This is a genomic window from Lientehia hominis, from assembly GCF_021044755.1.
Classification (GTDB): domain Bacteria; phylum Bacillota; class Clostridia; order Lachnospirales; family Lachnospiraceae; genus Lientehia; species Lientehia hominis.
In genome coordinates, this window is the sequence record NZ_JAJNOR010000006.1 from 74,652 (window position 1) to 93,573 (window position 18,922).

The 18,922-nt window shown below is 49.1% G+C and carries 11 protein-coding genes; 6 read left to right on the plus strand and 5 right to left on the minus strand.

The window, feature by feature from the left end:
• Positions 1-35 precede the first annotated feature (35 nt).
• Positions 36-1,535: a 4-alpha-glucanotransferase gene (gene malQ / locus LQE92_RS10805; RefSeq protein WP_231062973.1), complete on the minus strand. Its 1,500-nt coding sequence runs from the start codon at positions 1,533-1,535 to the stop codon at positions 36-38.
• Positions 1,536-1,566: 31 nt separating this feature from the next.
• Positions 1,567-3,114 (minus strand): ribosomal protection-like ABC-F family protein, encoded by a 1,548-nt coding sequence (gene abc-f / locus LQE92_RS10810; RefSeq protein WP_231062974.1) that lies wholly within the window; start codon positions 3,112-3,114, stop codon positions 1,567-1,569.
• Between the two features lie 1,710 nt (positions 3,115-4,824).
• On the opposite strand from abc-f, the gene LQE92_RS10815 reads away from it, so the two are divergent.
• The 4 genes from LQE92_RS10815 to asrC all read left to right on the plus strand — a co-directional run bounded on the left by LQE92_RS10815 (position 4,825) and on the right by asrC (position 8,377).
• A complete protein-coding gene (locus tag LQE92_RS10815) occupies positions 4,825-5,514 on the plus strand; it encodes a Crp/Fnr family transcriptional regulator (protein WP_231062975.1) in 690 nt (229 codons plus the stop codon).
• An 81-nt stretch (positions 5,515-5,595) separates the two neighbouring features.
• Complete coding sequence (gene asrA, locus LQE92_RS10820) at positions 5,596-6,618, plus strand: anaerobic sulfite reductase subunit AsrA (RefSeq protein ID WP_231062976.1); 1,023 nt, start codon at positions 5,596-5,598, stop codon at positions 6,616-6,618.
• Positions 6,605-7,396: an anaerobic sulfite reductase subunit AsrB gene (gene asrB, locus LQE92_RS10825; protein WP_231062977.1), complete on the plus strand. Its 792-nt coding sequence runs from the start codon at positions 6,605-6,607 to the stop codon at positions 7,394-7,396. Before asrA ends, asrB begins: the two co-directional genes overlap by 14 nt.
• Positions 7,397-7,408: 12 nt before the next feature.
• Complete coding sequence (asrC, locus tag LQE92_RS10830) at positions 7,409-8,377, plus strand: sulfite reductase subunit C (RefSeq protein ID WP_231062978.1); 969 nt, start codon at positions 7,409-7,411, stop codon at positions 8,375-8,377.
• 59 nt (positions 8,378-8,436) lie between these two features.
• On the opposite strand, the gene LQE92_RS10835 is transcribed toward asrC, so the two are convergent.
• Positions 8,437-12,198 carry a diguanylate cyclase domain-containing protein gene (locus LQE92_RS10835; RefSeq protein WP_231062979.1) on the minus strand — a complete coding sequence of 1,254 codons (3,762 nt, stop codon included), beginning with the start codon at positions 12,196-12,198 and terminating at the stop codon, positions 8,437-8,439.
• 237 nt (positions 12,199-12,435) lie between these two features.
• On the opposite strand from LQE92_RS10835, the gene LQE92_RS10840 reads away from it, so the two are divergent.
• Together LQE92_RS10840 and LQE92_RS10845 are read left to right on the plus strand one after the other, a co-directional pair.
• Positions 12,436-12,936 (plus strand): pyridoxamine 5'-phosphate oxidase family protein, encoded by a 501-nt coding sequence (locus tag LQE92_RS10840; protein ID WP_231062980.1) that lies wholly within the window; start codon positions 12,436-12,438, stop codon positions 12,934-12,936.
• Between the two features lie 2 nt (positions 12,937-12,938).
• On the plus strand, positions 12,939-13,787 hold the full coding sequence (locus tag LQE92_RS10845; RefSeq protein ID WP_231062981.1) for a DNA-3-methyladenine glycosylase family protein: 849 nt from the start codon (positions 12,939-12,941) through the stop codon (positions 13,785-13,787).
• Between the two features lie 25 nt (positions 13,788-13,812).
• On the opposite strand, the gene LQE92_RS10850 is transcribed toward LQE92_RS10845, so the two are convergent.
• Both LQE92_RS10850 and LQE92_RS10855 read right to left on the minus strand, forming a co-directional pair.
• Positions 13,813-15,207, minus strand: a complete 1,395-nt coding sequence (locus LQE92_RS10850; RefSeq protein WP_231062982.1) for a glutamate synthase-related protein — start codon at positions 15,205-15,207, stop codon at positions 13,813-13,815.
• Positions 15,208-15,344: 137 nt separating this feature from the next.
• Positions 15,345-18,773 carry a leucine-rich repeat domain-containing protein gene (locus tag LQE92_RS10855; protein ID WP_231062983.1) on the minus strand — a complete coding sequence of 1,143 codons (3,429 nt, stop codon included), beginning with the start codon at positions 18,771-18,773 and terminating at the stop codon, positions 15,345-15,347.
• Positions 18,774-18,922 lie beyond the last annotated feature (149 nt).

Sequence of the window (18,922 nt, forward strand, 5' to 3'; positions counted from 1 at the left end):
GCAGATGCCGCGAATCTGTCCTCTACAGGGCCGTTTCAATACCTGTTATATACGTGCACCAGATGGCCCAGCCAGTCCGATTCCCTCTGACCCAGCTGGTCCTTCCGCAGACGCCATTTCCAATTGTTTCCCAATGTGGACGGAAAATTCATACGGGCGGAATTATCCAGCTTCAGAACATCCTGCGCCTGGAATATCACCACATTGGCAACGCTGCCGTATGCAAGCCGGAACAGCTCCTCCACAATCTTTTCCCGGTCCCGGGTCCCAATCAGGTCAAATAAATAGCCAAGCACTTCGTCCGACTTATCGCAAAACAGACCGGCCAGTGTCTCATTGTCATGAGTCCCGCCGTAAGCGATACAGTTCGTTTCTTTGAAATTATGGGGAAGATGCTCATTGGCCGGATTTCCGTCAAAACCAAAAGCAATCACCTTCATACCCGGATAATGGTTATCCGCCAGCAGTTTTCTCACCGCCGGCGTCACGATTCCCAAATCCTCAGCAATGATATACAGCTTTTCCGCTGTCTCATTGATGACGTCGGTCAGTTTTTTTCCGGGGCCTTCCATGTAAGTGCCATGGACGCTGTCCTCCGCTCCTCCGGGCACGGCATAGTATCTGGTAATTCCAATAAAATGATCGATCCGCACCGCATCATACAATTTCTGAGAAGAAAGGATTCTGCGGCGCCACCACTCAAAATCCTCTTTTTCCATGGCATCCCAGTCATAGAGCGGATTCCCCCATAGCTGACCCGTATCGCTGAACGCATCCGGCGGAACTCCGGCAATGAATTTCGGCATCAGATTTTCATCCAGCTGAAAAAGCCCCGGATGAGTCCATACATCTGCGCTGTCCATGGCGGCATATATGGGAATATCTCCAATGATCCGGATTCCTTTCTCCGCCGCGTATTCCCTCAGCTTCTTCCACTGGCAGAAAAATTTATACTGGCAGAAAGCCCAGAAATCCATATCCTCTTCCAAAAGCTTTTCGTACTTCTCCACCGCCTCCGGACTGCGAAAACGAATGTCCTCCTCCCATTTCAGCCATTCTGCGCCGCTAAAATGCTCCTTGCACGCCATAAACAGACAGTAGTCCCTGAGCCAATAGGAGTTTTCCCGTTCAAAGGCCTGAAAATCCGGCTGTTCCCGGTGCCGGCTGTTCTTTGCCGCTGTCCGAAGGACTTGAAACCGGTTCCGATATACAGTCTCATAAGAAACATAGGATTCCTGATCTCCCCAGGAAAAGCTCTCCACATAGTCTCTTTGCAGCAGCCCCTCTTCTGTCAGAAAATCCAGGTCAACAAAATATGGATTCCCAGCAAAGGCAGAAAAGGACTGATAAGGACTGTCTCCATAGCTCGTGGGACCCACTGGAAGGACCTGCCAGTATTTCTGACCCGCCCGTTTCAAAAAATCTATAAAATCATAGGCCGCGCAGCCAAAGGTCCCAATTCCATACGGAGACGGAAGACTGCTGACGGGAAGCAGGATACCCGCGCCCCGTTCCAATACTTGACCTGTCATCATTCGTTACCTCTCTTTTTCTTCTTTTCTATCATTATACTGAAAAACAGGCCGATATACAATACTTACAGCCCCTGGAAATCTTTTCTGAAAATACGCTGTCATGCTCCACAAAGAGAAGGGAAAGATCGGAGTCTTCCAAAAGGTCCTCTATCTGCATTCTGGAAAAAACATCAATATAATTAAGCGGTTCATCCCAGATATAAAGATGCGCCCGTTCCCCAAGGCTTCCGGCGAGCAGCACCTTTTTCTTCTGCCCTTCACTGTATTCTTCCATGGGCTTCTCTAATTGTTCCCGAGTGAAATCCAGCTTCCGCAGCAGCATCTTCATAAGATGGCCGTCACAGCCGCAGCTGTAAATATAATCATCCAGACTTCCCGATAAAAAGGAAGTATCCTGAGGCACCCAGGAAATCTTAAGCCCCGGAGCTGTCTCAATACTTCCCCGGACCACCTGCAGGCCGTCTCCCGCCAAGCGGGCTTCCGCGTGATCCCCCGCGGCCGCCTGGGACAAAACAGCCTTCAGTAGCGTGGATTTCCCGCATCCGTTTCCGCCTGCCAGCACCATCCGTTCTCCCCTTCTCAGGGTAAATTCCAGATTCCGGCACACTTCCTTCTCTCCATATGCCAATGAGACCCCGCGGAATTTCACCAGCTCTTCCTTATGGTGGCGGAGCGGAAACAGCTTCAGCTCCTGGTTGCTCTCCAAATTTTTAAGAAGCCCGGACTTTTCCTTCGCGGCCTCCTCCATCCGGCGTTCCGTCGTCTTGGCGCGCTTCATCATCTTCGCAGCTTTATGTCCGATCGCCCCACGGTCAGGCCTCAGGCCCCCTACCCGCGTCCCGAATTTAGTCTTTTCCACTTTTCCTGACCATGTCTCCGCCCGCTTCGCCGCCTCAGACAGTCTTCCAATCTCCTTTTTCAGCTTTTCATCCTCCTGTCTCTCCCATTGATCCCTTCTCGTCTTGTCTTCCCACCAGGATGAAAAATTTCCCTGTACCACATCAATCCCCTGCCTGTTAATGGACATGATGTGATCGATGCAGCCGTCCAGGAAGGTCCTGTCATGGGACACCAGGATAAACCCCTTTTTTCTGTTCAGATAGCGGCTCACGGTCTCCCTCCCTTCCAGATCAAGATGGTTGGTGGGCTCATCGATAAGCAAGAAATGATGTTCCTGGATAAACAGCAGCGCCAGCAGCACTTTTGTCCTTTCTCCCTGGCTGAGTGTGGAAAAGGGCCGGTACAGAATCTCCAGATCCGTCTCCAGATATTGAAGTTCGCGGCACAGGCGCCAAAGCTCATACCCCGGCAGAACTTCTTCTGCCACTTCAAAGGTCATATTGTCCAGATCCATGTTAAGCGAAAAGGGAAAATAAGTGAATTTCCCTGGAGACACGATCCGGCCCTGATATTCCTCCTTTCCCAAAAGCAGGCGCAGGAGTGTCGTCTTTCCCCTGCCGTTCCTCCCAATAAGCCCCAATTTCCAGTCTGTGTCTATGGCAAACGACAAATCCCGGAAAATTTCCTGGTGGCTTCCTCCATAATAAAATGTTACATGTTCCGCGCGAATTTGTGTCATACAATCTTCCTCCAATCCTTCTAAATCAAGTTCCATTGGAGGGTGCGCTGCCATCCTGTTATTGCAAAGATTCCCGCCTGCGGGATTCTCCGTCTCTGTAAAGCATAAAAAACAGGATGCAGGAATTCCTGCATCCTTTCGTCCACACCATATCATCCGTCTCCCCGTCAACTCCGTCCCCGCAGACAGACGTTTCCAGAGCTCCGCTCTATTTGGTTCACGATAAAAGGAAAAAGCATTACATTCCTGCGGGCATGACAAACAGACATATCCAAAATGTCACGCACCATCCGACTGATCATCTGCAGGAATTAATCTTCATCCTTTCATCTCCTCTCTTCTTATTTCTGCCTCTCTGTATAAAGAGACTTAACTCATGGTATCACAATAACAGTTTGCCTGTCAAGCCTCCGCTGTATTGTGCACACGGTATCCCCAAGAAACGCCTCGCTTTATGAGTCAAATCATTTAGCAGAGACGCTTCAATGGAGTTTATGATACCATACGATCATTTAAAGAACATGAGACATAGAAAATCAAAGCAAACGCTACAGCATAAGATATATTATAACAATCTCTGTATATATACTGAGATAAATCAGGGGATAACAAATTCCTTTTTCATGGTTACAAATTTTTTCCACACCTATAAATATCATAGGCCAGATCAATAATCCACCAATCATGATGATGAAAAATAGAGCATCTTTCAAATTCATGATGGCCCATCCCTCCTAACGATAAAATGTTTTAGAAGATGTGATTGCGGAATCCACTTTAGACGCTGGTGTAAAGGAAAGCGAAAGTCCAGAACTAGAAGCACTTACGCCTATACTTGCCGTCAATCTTGCATGTCCATATCCACCAACAGCCGAAATTGAATTAATCGCTTTACTCCCTTGTGGCTTTAATGTAATATCAAGTCGACCAGATTTAGCCCAACCAAAGTTATTACTCCCCGACAAAACAATACTCATATCAAATTTTGAATACACATAATTGTTTACATCATTATAAGTAGTCGATACTGTCTTGTTTGTCGCTAAATTTCCGGTAACTGTATTCCTATATGCTACAGCACATGTGCTGCTTGTAGTTAAAGTTGAAAGCTGATGACCAGAAGAATCCGAAGCTTTCCATACAATTGCTGCAGAATCTTTATACTCAAAAGCTGGTCTCGAACTCCACTGCCAAGTATATCTTAAAGTTACAGTAGTTGTAGTCCATCCCCCGGAAGCTATTGTACCAGAAAAATTTGATATAGCATAATAAGTAAAAATTATTCTACCGGATTATGCAAAAGTTCCTTCAACTCTTCTATATCCTCCTCTATCAACTTCTCATCATATATCTAAATACTCTTTTAACCAACTATCTAATATATGTCGATACCGTTCGATATTTCCAAACCATCCCATATTATTTTCATTACAATTTATTGACTATTGGGTAATTCATGAATCTCCATTGTATCTACCTTTTAAGTTTTTAAATTAAAATTTAACTTATAACATTTTTAACATATAGTCTCACATAAGTCAATATTTCCTAATTATTTTTTCACTAACCAATTCATCATTATATATCTTCTAAAAATAACTTATAAAACGTATCGGAATCGATAAGTGCATTTACCTGTCAAGCCTCCGCTCTTTACGAAACCGCTCCTCTTCTGATATAATGGATTCATTCGTACTAAAGGAGGCCCCTATGATTCCCATGAAAGATGCCTTGAAGCGCATTCCTGTCTTTCAGGATATATCGCCGTCCACTTACGCAGATTTGGCCGGATGCGGCGTCATGCGGCAATACCGCCGGGGCACACAGCTCTTTCTGGATAAGGAGCCGGTATCCTCTGTCTTTTTCCTGGCTGAAGGAAAAGCTTCGCTCTATAAGCTGAATCATTTATATGAAAAAAAAGTGATCTTTCTATGTGGCCCAGGACAGTCTCTGAATGAGGTCGTCCTTCAGGATCCTTCCGCCTCCATAAACTGTGAGATCCTGGAGGATTCTCTGGTGCTCTGTTATCCCCGCAGGACATTTCTCGGCTTAATGGAACGGGACGCTAAACTGTCCATAGCCGTCATGTCTTCCATGGCCATTAAGATCCGCCGTCTTTACCACCAGCTTAAAAACACAGTGGGCAGCGTACGGGGGGACAAGCGGCTGGCCGCCAAGCTCTGGAAGTTGTCCCAGGACTATGGGATTCCTTTGGATGACGGTATCCTTATTGATTTTGACTTAAGTATCACGTATCTGGCAGAGCTTCTCGGTTCCAAGCGAGAAACTGTATCCCGTCTGGTGAAACAGCTCAGTGAGGCCGGGCTGGTGGAATACCGGAAAAATCAATTCTTCATACCTGACCGCGAAAAACTAATGGAGTATTTTAAAGAACCGTGAGAAAACTCACGGTTTTAATTTTTTGCAGGTGCTACATTACTTGTCAGAACTAAAAATTTTCCAATAGAAAGAGGTGGATATATGGGTTATTCTCTATCAACAGAGGCGTTATCCGAGGTTTTTAAACATCTGTCCCTCGAATACGACCTCTACGCCCCCCGTCTTTATCCCAAAGGTGGTGCATTTTCCGACACAGATCTGGTACGTTATGGGAAAATTTCATCTCCTGAGGAAATCGTGCTTCATGAAAAATCCCGGTTTTCCTGGAAGGAGACCCTCCTTCCCATCAGCCAGACTTTGTTTTATTTTACGGAGGGCTCCGTCCTGGAACCGGAGCAGGAACAAAAGGGAGCTGTCATCTTCCTGCGAAGCTGTGACCTCCATGCGTTAAAACGTCTGAATCATATTTATCTGCAGAACGGTCCGGAGGACCCTTATTACCGGGACCGCCGGGATAAACTCCGTTTTGTCCTGATTGGCTGCAAGGAACCGTTTTCCAGCTGTTTCTGCGTGGATATGGGAACTAACAAAACCGACGGCTATGACTTTTCTCTGGATTGGGAGGGCGATTTCTGGCAGATCGACTGTCCAAACACCGAATGGCAGGAGCTGTTCCGCCGCCATGCCGTCTGCGAGCAAGCGGTCTCCCCGTCCTATGTCACGGAAACCAAGACCAGGGTCCACATTCCCGACCACCTGACCGCGGATGTCATCAAGAGCACAATCTGGAAAGAATATGACAGCCGGTGCATCGGCTGCGGCAGATGCAATTTTGTCTGTCCTACCTGTACCTGCTTCACCATGCAGGACTTATTCTATACCGATAATGGAAAAGCAGGGGAAAGGCGCCGTGTATGGGCTTCCTGTATGGCAGATGGTTTTTCTGACGTGGCCGGAGGCGGAAGCTGTCGAAAGACCTGCGGCGAACGGATGCGGTATAAAGTGCTCCACAAGGCGCTGGATTTCAAGATGAAGAGCGGCTTTCAGATGTGTGTGGGCTGCGGCAGGTGCGACGACGCATGTCCGGAATACATATCCTTCTCTCACTGTCTGAACCGGCTGCCCGAAGCAATAAAGGAGGTGAATTCTGATGAAGCAGAATGAATATGTCCCTTTCCTCTCTGAAATAATTGAAGTCATCCGCCACACGGAAATCGAGTATACCTTTCGGATGAAATATCTGGGCGACGTGAAGCCGGGCCAGTTCTTTGAAGTCTCGATTCCAAAGTACGGCGAGGCTCCCATTTCTGTCAGCGGCATCGGCGACGGCACCATAGATCTGACGATCCGCCGTGTGGGAAAAGTGACCAATGAAATCTTTGAGCGCTATGAAGGCGGCCGTATGCTTCTCCGGGGTCCTTACGGAAACGGTTTCTGCCTGGATGACTATAAAGGCAAAGAACTGGTCATCGTCGCCGGCGGAACAGGAGTATCCCCGGTGCGCGGCGTCATGGATCATTTTGCCTGTCATATGCCGGAAATACAAAGCCTGACTATGATCGCCGGATTTAAATCCCCTTCCGATATCTTATTCCGGGATGATTTTTCACGGTGGAGCCAACGTGCCCGGGTAATCCTCACTGTGGACAGCGGCGGCGGCACAGAATACCGGGAGGGGCTGGTCACCGCATATATTCCCGGCCTGTTTTTCACCGACCTGGCAAATGCGGCCGCCATCGTGGTCGGCCCTCCGGCCATGATGCGCTTCTCCATACAGGCGCTAAAGAACCGAGGTCTGGAAGACAGCCAGATCTGGATTTCCCTGGAGCGGAAGATGTGCTGCGGCATAGGCAAATGCGGCCATTGCCGAATCAATGATACTTATGTCTGTCTGGACGGTCCGGTCTTTCCTTATGCCAAAGGGCGCGCACTGATCGATTAGGAGGGTGAATTTATGGATATCAATACGAAAGCACTGAAAAAAAACGCTTTCCGCGTCACTAAAGTGCGCGGGAAGACCGCTTCCCGCATCCGGGTGCCGGGCGGACATCTGGATGCAAAATATCTTTCGATGATCCAGGAGATCGCGGAAGCTTACGGTGACGGCACCGTTCACCTTACCAACCGACAGGGTTTTGAAATACCCGGCATTTCCTACGAGGATATGCCCAAGGTAAACGAAATGCTGCAGCCCATTATCGACGGCCTGGACATCAATCAGCCTGTTCTCGGAAACGGATATTCTTCCTCCGGGACCCGGAATATCACAGCCTGTATAGGAAACAAGGTCTGTCCCTTCGCCTGCTATGACACCACGGCTTTTGCAAAACGGATAGAGAAAGCAGTATTTCCCAATGACCTCCACTTTAAGATTGCTCTGACCGGCTGTCCCAATGACTGTGCCAAAGTACGAATGCATGATTTTGGCATTATGGGCATGACCATGCCCAGACTGGAACAGGAACGCTGTGTTTCCTGCGGAGCCTGTATAAAGGCATGCCGGCGCAAATCTGTCGAAGCATTGACTACCGTCAATTACCGCCCCCAGAGAAATGCTGAAAAGTGTATCGGATGCGGGGAATGTGTTCTGAACTGCCCGGTCTCCGCCTGGAGCCGGAATCCGTCAAAATATTACCGGCTGACCTTGTTTGGACGCAGCGGCAAAAAAAATCCCCGCCTGGGCGAGGATTTCATCTTATGGGCCGATGAGGACAGCATAATGAAGATCATCCTGAATACATATCACTACGTGGAGCATTACATAGACCGTACCGCTCCCGGAGGCAAGGAACACATCGGATATATCGTCGACAGAACCGGCTTTGAGGAATACAAACGCTGGGCTCTGAAAGACGTATCCCTGCCTCCCGAGGCCAAAATCTGCACTCCCGTTTACTGGAAGGGCATCTCTTACATACGCTGACCTATTCAGCATGTCTTAGAAAGGCCTGCCTGACGTTCTCCGAATCTCTCTGATATTTGTCAAGCCTGGTTTTCCTGCTTCCGCGGTTCTTTATAGCATGTGATGTCACGGCATGAGACCAGGCAGGCTTCCTTTTTCCCCCACCGTATCATGGAAGTATTCATGATGACCCACAGCTTCAGCATGGGATTATACATCTCCCTGCTGCAGTCCTTTTGGAGATTTGTATGCCGGATCGGACAATCGCTGCAGGGCTCGCTTCTTCCCATGAGGGACCGGTAGCATATCTTTCCCGCTTCGGCGTCCGACACGGTCCCGCATGTCTTTTCATTGACATACAAAAACTCATATGTATCCGTGTCCACTACGTAGATCCACGCATTCTGATTATCCAATATCCTGTGAAGATTATCCACGGCCCCTTTTTCCCGTTCGTTTGCCCGCTCCTTTAAGAGAAAAATGGATAAGATCTGAGCCACAAAGGTCAGCGCTTCCACCTGTTCCCGAATCCACAGCCGTTTCTTGACACAGTCATCGAAACCCACAAATCCCCGGAATCTGCCGCCATCCATGATAGCGCACTGGAGTGTGGATCTGATCCCCTGCCGTTCCAAAATCTCCCGCTGTGTGTCCGGCAGGACTGTCACATCCGGGCAGTAGAAGATATTCTGTTCCTTGAAATTTTCCTTATAAGAATTCCCCATCTGAGCGTAAACGATATCCTGCAGACTGTCTTTTTCCGCTTCTATTCCCGTATTACACCATTCATACGTATTGCTGCAGGCGCTCCCATCTTCGCTGTCCTCAAAAATATAGGCCCTGCTCACCTGAAAATATTTTCCGGCAAACGCTAAAATCGACTCAACTGCCTCCTCAAAATCGTGGATGGCATAAAGCTTCCCGAATATTTCCCGAATCACGCCGGACAGATCATATGGGAGGCTCGCCTCCGAATCGATTCTTGTTTTCGCCGCCAACAGCTTCTCCGGGCCATGCCCCATAGCATCCGGATCATAGAACAGGCATCGGTTCTTTCCCTGTCCCTTTGCCATATATAGAGCCTTGTCTGCGCTTAAGAACAGCGTATCATAATCATTGCCGTTGTCCGGGCACACAGAAACCCCGATACTGCAGGAAAAGCAGTCCTCTCCCAGATTCTCCAGGAATATCTCCTTAAACATCTGGAGAATCCTTTCTGCTTTTTCCATGACGGCTACAAGACTCGCACATCTTGGCATAAACACGAGGAATTCGTCACCGCCTATGCGCGATACGATATCTTCTCTGCGGAATAGGCTGTCTAAGATTCCGGCAAACTCCTTCAGCACCGCATCTCCGAACATATGGCCGAAACGGTCATTCATCCCTTTAAAATTGTCCAGGTCAATAATGAGCATAGCGGCCTTTCCCCGGTACCCTCCCTTCGCCAGACAATCCTTGATCTTCTTCTTGGACACAGCCTTGTTCAAAAGATTCGTAAGAGAATCCCGCCCCGCTTTGTCAATCAGCTCTTCTGTCTTCTTCTTCTCATCATTAATATCAATAATAACGCCCACAGATTTCACTGTCCTCCCGCGTCCATTAAACTGGGCGGTCGCACGGATCCGAAACCAAGAATAACTTCCATCGGCCTTCGCGATTCTCACTTCTGCCTCTTTGTAAGGCAGCCCGTCCGCTATCTCACGCATCAGATTTAGAAATTCCGGCTGATCTGCAGGATGCAGATGAGATACTGTCGGAATCCGTATGCTAACGCTCTCCCGTATCGGAGCATAACCGAATTTTTTCTCCCAATTGGAAGAATAGACAATGCTGTCACCTTCAATATCCCATTCAAAGATGATATCGTTGCTCTGGTCCATGATAATCTCATGGCGTTCCAGGCTCATCCGAAGCTCCTCCTGTGCCATCCGCGTCTTCGTGATGTCTATCAGAAGACAATACAGATGCTCCCTGCCGTCCTGCTCCGTGACGACGCGGCATTTATCCAGGACCCATATGATCTGTCCGTTTTTCGATTCCAAACGGTATTCCACTTCTATGGTATTTCCCTCGTTCCGTTGTTCTCTCATCTGCCGCTTCACACGGTCCCGGTCCGCGGGGCAGATCATTTCAATAAAATGGTCATGAAACCTTTCCCTGATCTCATCCCTGGTATAATCCAGCAGCTTCAAAAAGCTTTCGTTTACATATTCGATGGTGCACCATTTATCGTAGACACATTTCTGCATTCCGGCAAACAGATCCCGCATGGCTTCCGCCCCTTCTCCGAAATGCCGGGGGAGACGCCGTTCCTCCTGAAGCAATTCTTCCGGATGCCAGATGATTATGACCTTTCTATGGTGCGGATTCTCCACATCGGTCCGCAGCAGCGTAGCCGTATTCCACCGGTATTCTTCTATCATCTGGTCATATACACGGAACTTCCAGCTTTGCTTGGTCATCCCTCCGTTAAAGAACTCATACAGGTATTCTCCAAAGGAATAAAGCACCTTTTTCCGGTCGGAAGGGTGGACCATTTCTTTGGTGAAATTATAGAGCGCCTTCTCAAACAGCCCACCAGACCGAAGAAGCTGGAAATTATTATCCGACAGGTATATGACATGATAAACGCCCGTGCTGATATCCAGCTCAATCACCGTGGATTCAAGATAGCGGAGCAGAGAAAAATACTTCATCTGCCCCTGCTCCAGCGTACCAGCGCCTGTCTCCCTGGCATTCCGCTTCATCCCGCCCCGGACCAGCAGGTCAGACTTGGGAGAACGCCCGTCCGCATAGTCCCGGGCAAGCTCCGCAAAGGAATCCCTCACATTTTTAAAGCACTCCAAAAGCTTAGGAGAAAAAGCGCCGCACTCTCCGTTCAGAATCATATTGTAAGCCTTTTCCTGCGAATAAACTTCTTTATAGACCCGCTCTGTCGTCAGCGCGTCATAGGCATCCGCCAGCCCCACCACCTGTGCACAGATGGGAATCCGGTCTCCTCTCAACCCGTCCGGATACCCGTTTCCATCCCATCTCTCATGGTGATAACGGCAGATATTGTACGCATACTGCAGGTATTCTTTATCATTCATCCGGTCCAGTCCGGCCAGGATATCACATCCTTTCAGGGAATGGGTCTTCATGACCTCGAACTCTTCCGGTGTCAGGCGGCCAGGTTTGTTCAGAACAGAATCAGGTATGGCAATCTTCCCCACATCGTGCATGGAAGCGGCCCGGCTGATGATCTCTATCCTGCGTTCATCCAGTCCATATTCCTGATAGCTCCGCGCCACGTCTTCCAGGAGGATTTTCGTAAACATCCGGATGCGGAGGATATGCTGGCCCGATTCCAGGCTCCGGTATTCGATGACTGAAGACAGCGCGTCGATCATAACCTCGTTGGATTCCCGCAGGCTTACTGCTTGTTCTTCTACCAGCTCCTCCAGATGCTGCCTGTGCCTGTGCAGATCTACTACATTTTCCACACGCCGTTTCACCACATACGGTTCAAATGGCTTTCTTATAATATCGGAAGCTCCCATATCAAAGACTCTGACCTCACAGTCGTAGCTGTCCTCTGATGTGATGACGACCACAGGTATCTCCGGCAGGAACTTTTTCTTCTCCATCTGTTCCATCACCTGGTAGCCATCCTTCATCGGCATGATCAAATCAAGAAGCACCGCCACTATCCTGCTTCGATAATGTTCTATAAACATTAATGCCTGCTCCCCATTTTCAGCCTCTAATATACGGTATTCCGACTGAAAAACTTCACGGAGAATCGCCCTGTTCACTTCCATATCATCTACTATCACGAGAATGTCCCTTTTATCCATCCCACAGCTCTCCTATCATTCCCGCCCCGGGTGCCGCCTCTCCCTGTCAGGCTTTTTTCAACATTATTTTGACATTATACTCTATTCTTTTGAAGACTGCTACCTTTTCCGGCACCTGTCTCTCTATAAAATTGAAGTCTGCCGTAATACTTTGTCGATTTTTATCGTTTAATATGGTAAAATACAGCTTGAACCAACAGAAACTATTCTGATCAATTTTAATAATAAGGAGGCTGTATGATACGTAAAGACAGAGAAATGCCACGCGAATTCGCTGAATCCATCGTTGATAAATGTGAATGGGCTGTTATGGCAATGACCGGTGCAGACGGATTTCCTTACTGCATTCCCCTGAATATCGCGCGGGACGGAAATTATATCTATTTTCATGCGAGCAAAGCCAACGGGAAAAAGGCCGCCGCTCTGGCAGCCGATTCTCGGATATGTATGACTTGCGTAGGGGATACGAAGCGCGCTTCCGACAAATTCACCACGGAATTCGAATCGGCCGTCCTCACCGGCACCGCGTCTGAAGTCACGGATGATCAGGAAAAAACACATGCCATGCGGCTCATATGTGAACGCCATACTCCCGCCAACATGGCGGAATTTCAGCAGTCCATGGAACGAAGCCTGAACAATACCGCGGTATGGAAGATATCCATCGGAGAAATGACCGGGAAGCGCAAAAAATATGATAAAGACGGGATAGAGCTGAAATATGGGAGAATGGAATAAGAATGATCGTCAAAACGTTCGCTGATTTTGATCTGAAACAGATTGCGGCCTCCGGCCAGTGCTTCCGCCTGGAAGAAGCTGCGCCGGGCCGCTTTAATCTGCTCGCTTCTGACCGGTATCTGGAAATACTTGATATGAGCGCCAGGCAGGATATCCCCGGTGCAGAGCCGTCCCGTACCTATGGATTTTCCTGCACGGAGCAGGAGTTCGAGGAGTTCTGGAGCCCCTACTTCGACCTTTCTGCCGACTATGGCGCCGTTAAACGTCTGGTGCCGGAACGGGACAGATATCTCAGGAATGCCGTGTCCTTCGGCGGCGGCATCCGGATTCTGCGTCAGGACCTTTGGGAAACCATGGTCACCTTCCTGATCTCTCAGCAGAACAATATTCCCCGAATCCGCCGGTGTGTCCGACTCCTGTGTGAGAATTACGGAAACACAGTCATAGATCTCAGCGGCCAGACTCACTATGGATTTCCGGGACCAGACAAGCTTGCCTCCGTCTCAGAAGACGAGCTCCGGAATTGCAGCTTGGGATACCGTGCCAAATACATACGGAAAACAGCCCGGGATGTGTCGGACGGCAGTCTTTGCCTGGAAGCCTTCCGGCACATGGACTATGCAACGGCCAGGGAAGCCCTGATGTCTTGTTACGGCATCGGAATAAAGGTGGCTGACTGTATCTGCCTGTTCGCCCTGCACCATATTGAAGCTTTTCCCATAGATACCCATATACGGCAGGTCCTTGAGCGGGAATACCCCAAAGGCTTTCCTGTCTCCGACTATAACGGCTGCGCCGGTATCCTGCAGCAGTATATTTTCTATTACGAATTATTCCATTCTGCAATATAAATCAATTTTGTTCATTTTCCCGCATTCACGCGTGCGGGATATTGGTATAGTCAGAAATCTCCCTGTCAATTGTACACAAATCTTTTACAGACAGGCCGCTGAGCTTTTCATGGCCTGTTATTCTCGCAAAGGTCTTAAGCTCTTCCAGGGACGCGTTCAGGAAATTAGCCACTCTTTTCGCCGCGGCGTCTACTTTGAAACGGGCCCTCAACTCCGGGTCTTGAGTGGCTACTCCGACCGGACACATGCCCGTACCGCATATGCGGTACTGCTGGCAAGCCGCCGCAATCAATCCGGCTGAGGCTATTGCGACCGCGTCAGCTCCCATGGCGAGCGCTTTGGCAAAATCAGAGGATACCCGCAGGCCTCCCGTTATCACCAGAGAAATATCCGAATTTATGGAATCCAGGTATTTTCTTGCCCGGTACAGCGCATAGACAGTCGGTACGCTCGTCGCGTCCCGTATGATCTGAGGGCTGGCCCCCGTCGCTCCTCCCCGGCCGTCAATGGTGATAAAATCCGGTTCCGCATAGACGCAGTATTCCAAATCCCGTTCAACATGTCCGGCAGCAATCTTTATACCGATAGGCCGTCCCTCCGAAGCCATTCTGAGCTGGGCCACCAGCTCCTTCAATTCCTCTTTATTGGTGACATCCCGAAAATAAGACGGGCTTATAATATCTTTACCCACAGGCTTATTCCGGATCTTCGCGATCTCCGGAGTGACCTTGCTGCCGGGCAGATGGCCTCCCATACCTGGTTTCGTCCCCTGACCGATCTTAATCTCAACAGCATCGGAATTCTTCAGGTTCTCTGGCGTCACACTATAGCGGTTCGGCACATATTCAAAAATATATTTGGCAGCGGCTTCCATCTCTTCCGGCAGGATCCCGCCTTCTCCGCTGCACATGGCAGTTCCGGCCAGGGCGCTTCCTTTCGCCAGGGCGATCTTCGTCTCTTTGGAAAGGGCCCCGAAGGACATATGGGAAATATATACCGGATTATCAATGACCAGAGGCTTTTTGGCATGTGGACCAATCACTGTCGTTGTATCGATCTCGGCATGTTCTTCCAGCGGCATCGGGTTAAGCTGACTGCCCAATATCAAAATATTGTCCCAGCCCGGCATCTTCATCTGGGTCCCCATCGCCCCTATGATCGAGGCTCCGCTCACTGCCATCTGATGAATCTCCTTCATATATCGGATACTGTCATCCTTCCGGACAAAATCAGCCGGATATTCCAGGCTCTGTTCCTTCGCCTCTGAAGTCACCTCCTCCTTGTTTTCTTCCTGCTCCACTCTGTCAAAATAGTTTTTCATCTGATGGCAGACCGGACATTCTTTGAGTTCCAAAAAAGCTTTTCCCTCTTTTTCCTCGTCAAATATGTAACCGCAAATACTGCATTTGTACACCGCCATAGCACACCTCCGTTAAAGAAAAATAAAATAGTAACTATTATTATTTTATTCCCAAATTTTGACTTTGTCAACAAGAGAAACTAAAACCGGCGGAACCGTTCCGCCGGTTTTAGCAATCATAGAATCTTAACTGTCTTTTAGCTTTCCTCCTGATGAGAAATTTTTTTCTTATAAGAAATCAACAGGGCTGCCACCAGTATTGCCGCCAGAATTCCAGATATGGCAGGTAAGACAGGTGCCTGATCTCCGGTTTTCACATTTTGGCCTGCCGTGCCGGCAGCTCCCTTTCCATTTTTTCCTACCGAGCTTCCCGGCTTGGACGGACCGGCCGATTTCGTCGGATTTCCGGCCTCCTTACTTTCGGAGCTGCCGCTTCCTTCTTCTTTACTTTCCTCCGGCTCCGTAGTTTCCTCTGCTTCCGTAGATTCTTCTTCTTTTTTCGAATCAGCATAAACTACAGAGTATGTGGAGAAATAGCCGGAATCAACTGTTATGGTAGAAGCCTCCAGGTCTAGGTCCTCCAGAACTTGTGAAACAATCTTCCCGCCAAAATCATGGGTTCGGATCAAGGCGAATTTCCGGACTGTGCCTTCAGATGGCATCAGCTCTTCTGGTACTGTGAGCACCAGGCGGAGGGGTATACTCAGCTCTGAGATGGTCTCTGTCCGGTCCGGCACTCCCGCCGAAGCGTTTTCAAAGATCTGCTTTTCTATGCTTATTTCATAATGCGTCCCAATCTGATAATCTCCAAGGACCTGTGCCACAGATGCTGCTACATCCATCTCTGTTTCATCCTTCGGAAGCACATGCATGGCAACCACAAAACGGCCTATGGTGCCGTCCAGGAGCTGTCCCGCCTCTTCCGCAGTCATACAGCTCAGCAGATACGCCTCCTGATCTTTTGAAAGAATCTCTCCCTGTGCTTCCGGCAGATTGGTCCGTACTTCCACAGAGGGAATCTGCTGAAGGGCGCCCGCCAGCTTTTTGACGGTATCCTCTGAGACAGAATTTTTCTCCTGTTCCTCCAGAGCTTCATAATGCATCTTCATATTCAGGACATCCCGGATATCCTGTTCATCCTCCACCGCCTTCGGCAGAGCCTCAGCCATGTCCTCCAGATCCTCAGTCTTGACCGGCCCAAAGACCACCTTCATCTCAGTCTGCCCCGCAGGAATAAGATCTAGCGTGTAACTGACTCTCCCGGTATCCAGCTGCTGTACCCTTTGCACCATCTCCATGCCGTCCACCATCACGGACTGAAGCTTATATCCATATTCCGGCGTGAAAGTAAAGATCTGGCCGGCCACGGGGCAGGAGTCTGTGTCAGGATCGACGGTTCCCTTCCCCTCCCTCTCTATGTGTATGGGATATTCCACATCACCGGTGATCTTGGCTTCCCCAGTCAGTCCTGCCGAAATATAGTTTTCCGTATCCTCCGGAATATAGGTCCAGGCAAGAGTCTGTTCTCCTCCGTTTATAACTGCGTCCGGAACATCCCAGCTGACCGTCCCCGGCGTATCCCCGATAGTCAACTCCAGGGGAATCTGCGAGACAGTTGTTCCCGCCGGCACATGGTCCGGAAATTGGGGATGATATACGGGGCTGGCCTGGCGGATATCTACCCATGTCGCAAAATAATCATACCAGGTGCTCATACTCCATTTGCCGCGGTACTCCGGATGAGCCTTTTCGTACATCTGCACATAGCAGACATATCTCATAGAATCCCCAACATCAGTGACCGGGTAAACAAAGGGCTCATCACTGGCATAAAAAAACGAACTGTCATTTCCTTTCAAAGTGCAATACAAAAAGGTGTATTCTCCGTCCTCTCCCGCCAGGGGATGGGATGCTAAGCAGCGGATGTATTCCGTCTTCCCATCATATTCTTTCGTTTTTACTTCCTCAAATGTAATCTGCGGAGCGGATACCGATTTGGAGAAATAGAGAGTTCCGCCCGCCACAAGTGCATTGGCAGCAGCTACCTTTCCTCCTTTTGTAAAACTCCAGCCGATATCGTAGCCCACCATGCTCTCTGCTGTTTCAGGGAAATGGAAATCCGAATCCTCTTCCCATCCATTGGCTGTTTCATGGTAATTGAGAGGGCGCTGATACAAGGTCTCTCTAGTCGTCAATACTTGTTCCGCCTCATCCAGAAACGTCACCGTGAGCGGATAGGCGCAGTACTGCCTGGACCCGCTGTTCATCTTGGGCTGGTACTGATCATATAAAGCCTTAGTCGGAAATACGGCAGCATTCAAGGTGGTATCGAAAAGAAAATTAGTGGTATAAGCGACTGTATCGCTGTCCGGCATATAAATAGTACGGATTCCCGTTCCTGTGAAAACGCTGGATCCCACATTAAGAATTCCATCTGGTATCTTTACCCATCCCGACAGCTTTTTGCAGTTTCTAAACACGTTGCTGTCCAGCACAGATAAAACGTCCGGCAGCTCCACCGCCGCGGCGGAATCTGTTTTTCCCGCGACCCGTACCTTCGTAAGCTGACCGCAGTCCATGAAAGAAGAACCGCCGATCTTCGTGATTCCACTGTTCAGGACAATCTCTGTAAAATCATTCTCACTAAAAGCATAATTTCCTATAATAGATGTTACATTATCCGGTATCTCCAGACTCCCGGTGAAGCAGCACCTTTGAAATACCTGTCCCTGTATTTCCGTAAAGGACGCATTTTCCGGCAGGTGCAGGGTACCGTCAAACCCGCAGCCTGAAAACGCGCTGGAACCAATGCTGGTCACGCTGTCCGGAATATACAGGCTTCCGTTCAACGTTTTTTGACCATTGAACGCATTGCCTCCGATGGTGGCCAGCCCTTTATTCAGAACCAGAGAACAGCTGCCCATTTCACTGTACATGGAACCAAGGGCATAAAACGCCATACTGTCTATTGTTACGAGATTAACGGCGCCAGACAAATCGATTCTCTTCACCCGTATTCCTTCACACCTCTTCGTGCTTCCCAAAAAAGCAGAACCGCCGATCTTCGTCACCTTCTGTCCATTTATTTCAGCCGGTATGACGATATCCGTATACCGATTTCCATTTTCTTCCGGAAGGCTGTTCAGATAGCTGTCGGAAAAACCGGTGATCGTGCCCTGGGAAAACGTATACATCTGGCTGTAATCCAGCTGAGAAGAAAAGACTCTGATATTATTCTCCGTCTGCTGCAGACCTTTCTGGCTCTCCGCTACGTCCGAGCTTGATTCACCCTCTGCCGCAGCTTCTGATGAAGCTGTGGTATCTTCGGATTCTATATCTGTCCGGCCTGTGACCGCCCGGGCAGCGGAAGTACCAGCTTCAGCAGTATCTGCAGGATTCGTCTCATGGGATTCCTGACTGCTCTCCCCTTGAGAAACCGTTGTCTCCTCAGTCCTGTCCGCATCCTTCTGCGATTCCAGAACACCATTCTCTCTGTCTGCATTCCCCTCTGTCTGTACGCTCTCCTCAGGCACCTCAGCCTGGACCGGCCCCAGACCGCCCAGTAAAGAAAGTACCATGACCATACACATCAAAGCGGCACAGCCGGCCGCGATTCCCCGTTTCATATTTATCCCCCTATCCGCCAGATACGAACCTTACAGTCCTTTCTTTGCAGCATCTGGCTCTTCTATCATTCTATGATACTTCTTCCTCTTGTTCTAATCAACCACCTTTATGCTTTCTCCCTTCCACTGCCCAAGGTATTTTCTGGAAA

What these genes read in the sequence shown, in the direction of transcription:
- malQ (WP_231062973.1), bottom strand. Translation starts at nt 1,535, where the DNA reads ATGATGACAGGTCAAGTATTGGAACGGGGCGCGGGTATCCTGCTTCCC.
- abc-f (WP_231062974.1), bottom strand. Translation starts at nt 3,114, where the DNA reads ATGACACAAATTCGCGCGGAACATGTAACATTTTATTATGGAGGAAGC.
- LQE92_RS10815 (WP_231062975.1), top strand. Translation starts at nt 4,825, where the DNA reads ATGATTCCCATGAAAGATGCCTTGAAGCGCATTCCTGTCTTTCAGGAT.
- asrA (WP_231062976.1), top strand. Translation starts at nt 5,596, where the DNA reads ATGGGTTATTCTCTATCAACAGAGGCGTTATCCGAGGTTTTTAAACAT.
- asrB (WP_231062977.1), top strand. Translation starts at nt 6,605, where the DNA reads ATGAAGCAGAATGAATATGTCCCTTTCCTCTCTGAAATAATTGAAGTC.
- asrC (WP_231062978.1), top strand. Translation starts at nt 7,409, where the DNA reads ATGGATATCAATACGAAAGCACTGAAAAAAAACGCTTTCCGCGTCACT.
- LQE92_RS10835 (WP_231062979.1), bottom strand. Translation starts at nt 12,198, where the DNA reads ATGGATAAAAGGGACATTCTCGTGATAGTAGATGATATGGAAGTGAAC.
- LQE92_RS10840 (WP_231062980.1), top strand. Translation starts at nt 12,436, where the DNA reads ATGATACGTAAAGACAGAGAAATGCCACGCGAATTCGCTGAATCCATC.
- LQE92_RS10845 (WP_231062981.1), top strand. Translation starts at nt 12,939, where the DNA reads ATGATCGTCAAAACGTTCGCTGATTTTGATCTGAAACAGATTGCGGCC.
- LQE92_RS10850 (WP_231062982.1), bottom strand. Translation starts at nt 15,207, where the DNA reads ATGGCGGTGTACAAATGCAGTATTTGCGGTTACATATTTGACGAGGAA.
- LQE92_RS10855 (WP_231062983.1), bottom strand. Translation starts at nt 18,773, where the DNA reads ATGAAACGGGGAATCGCGGCCGGCTGTGCCGCTTTGATGTGTATGGTC.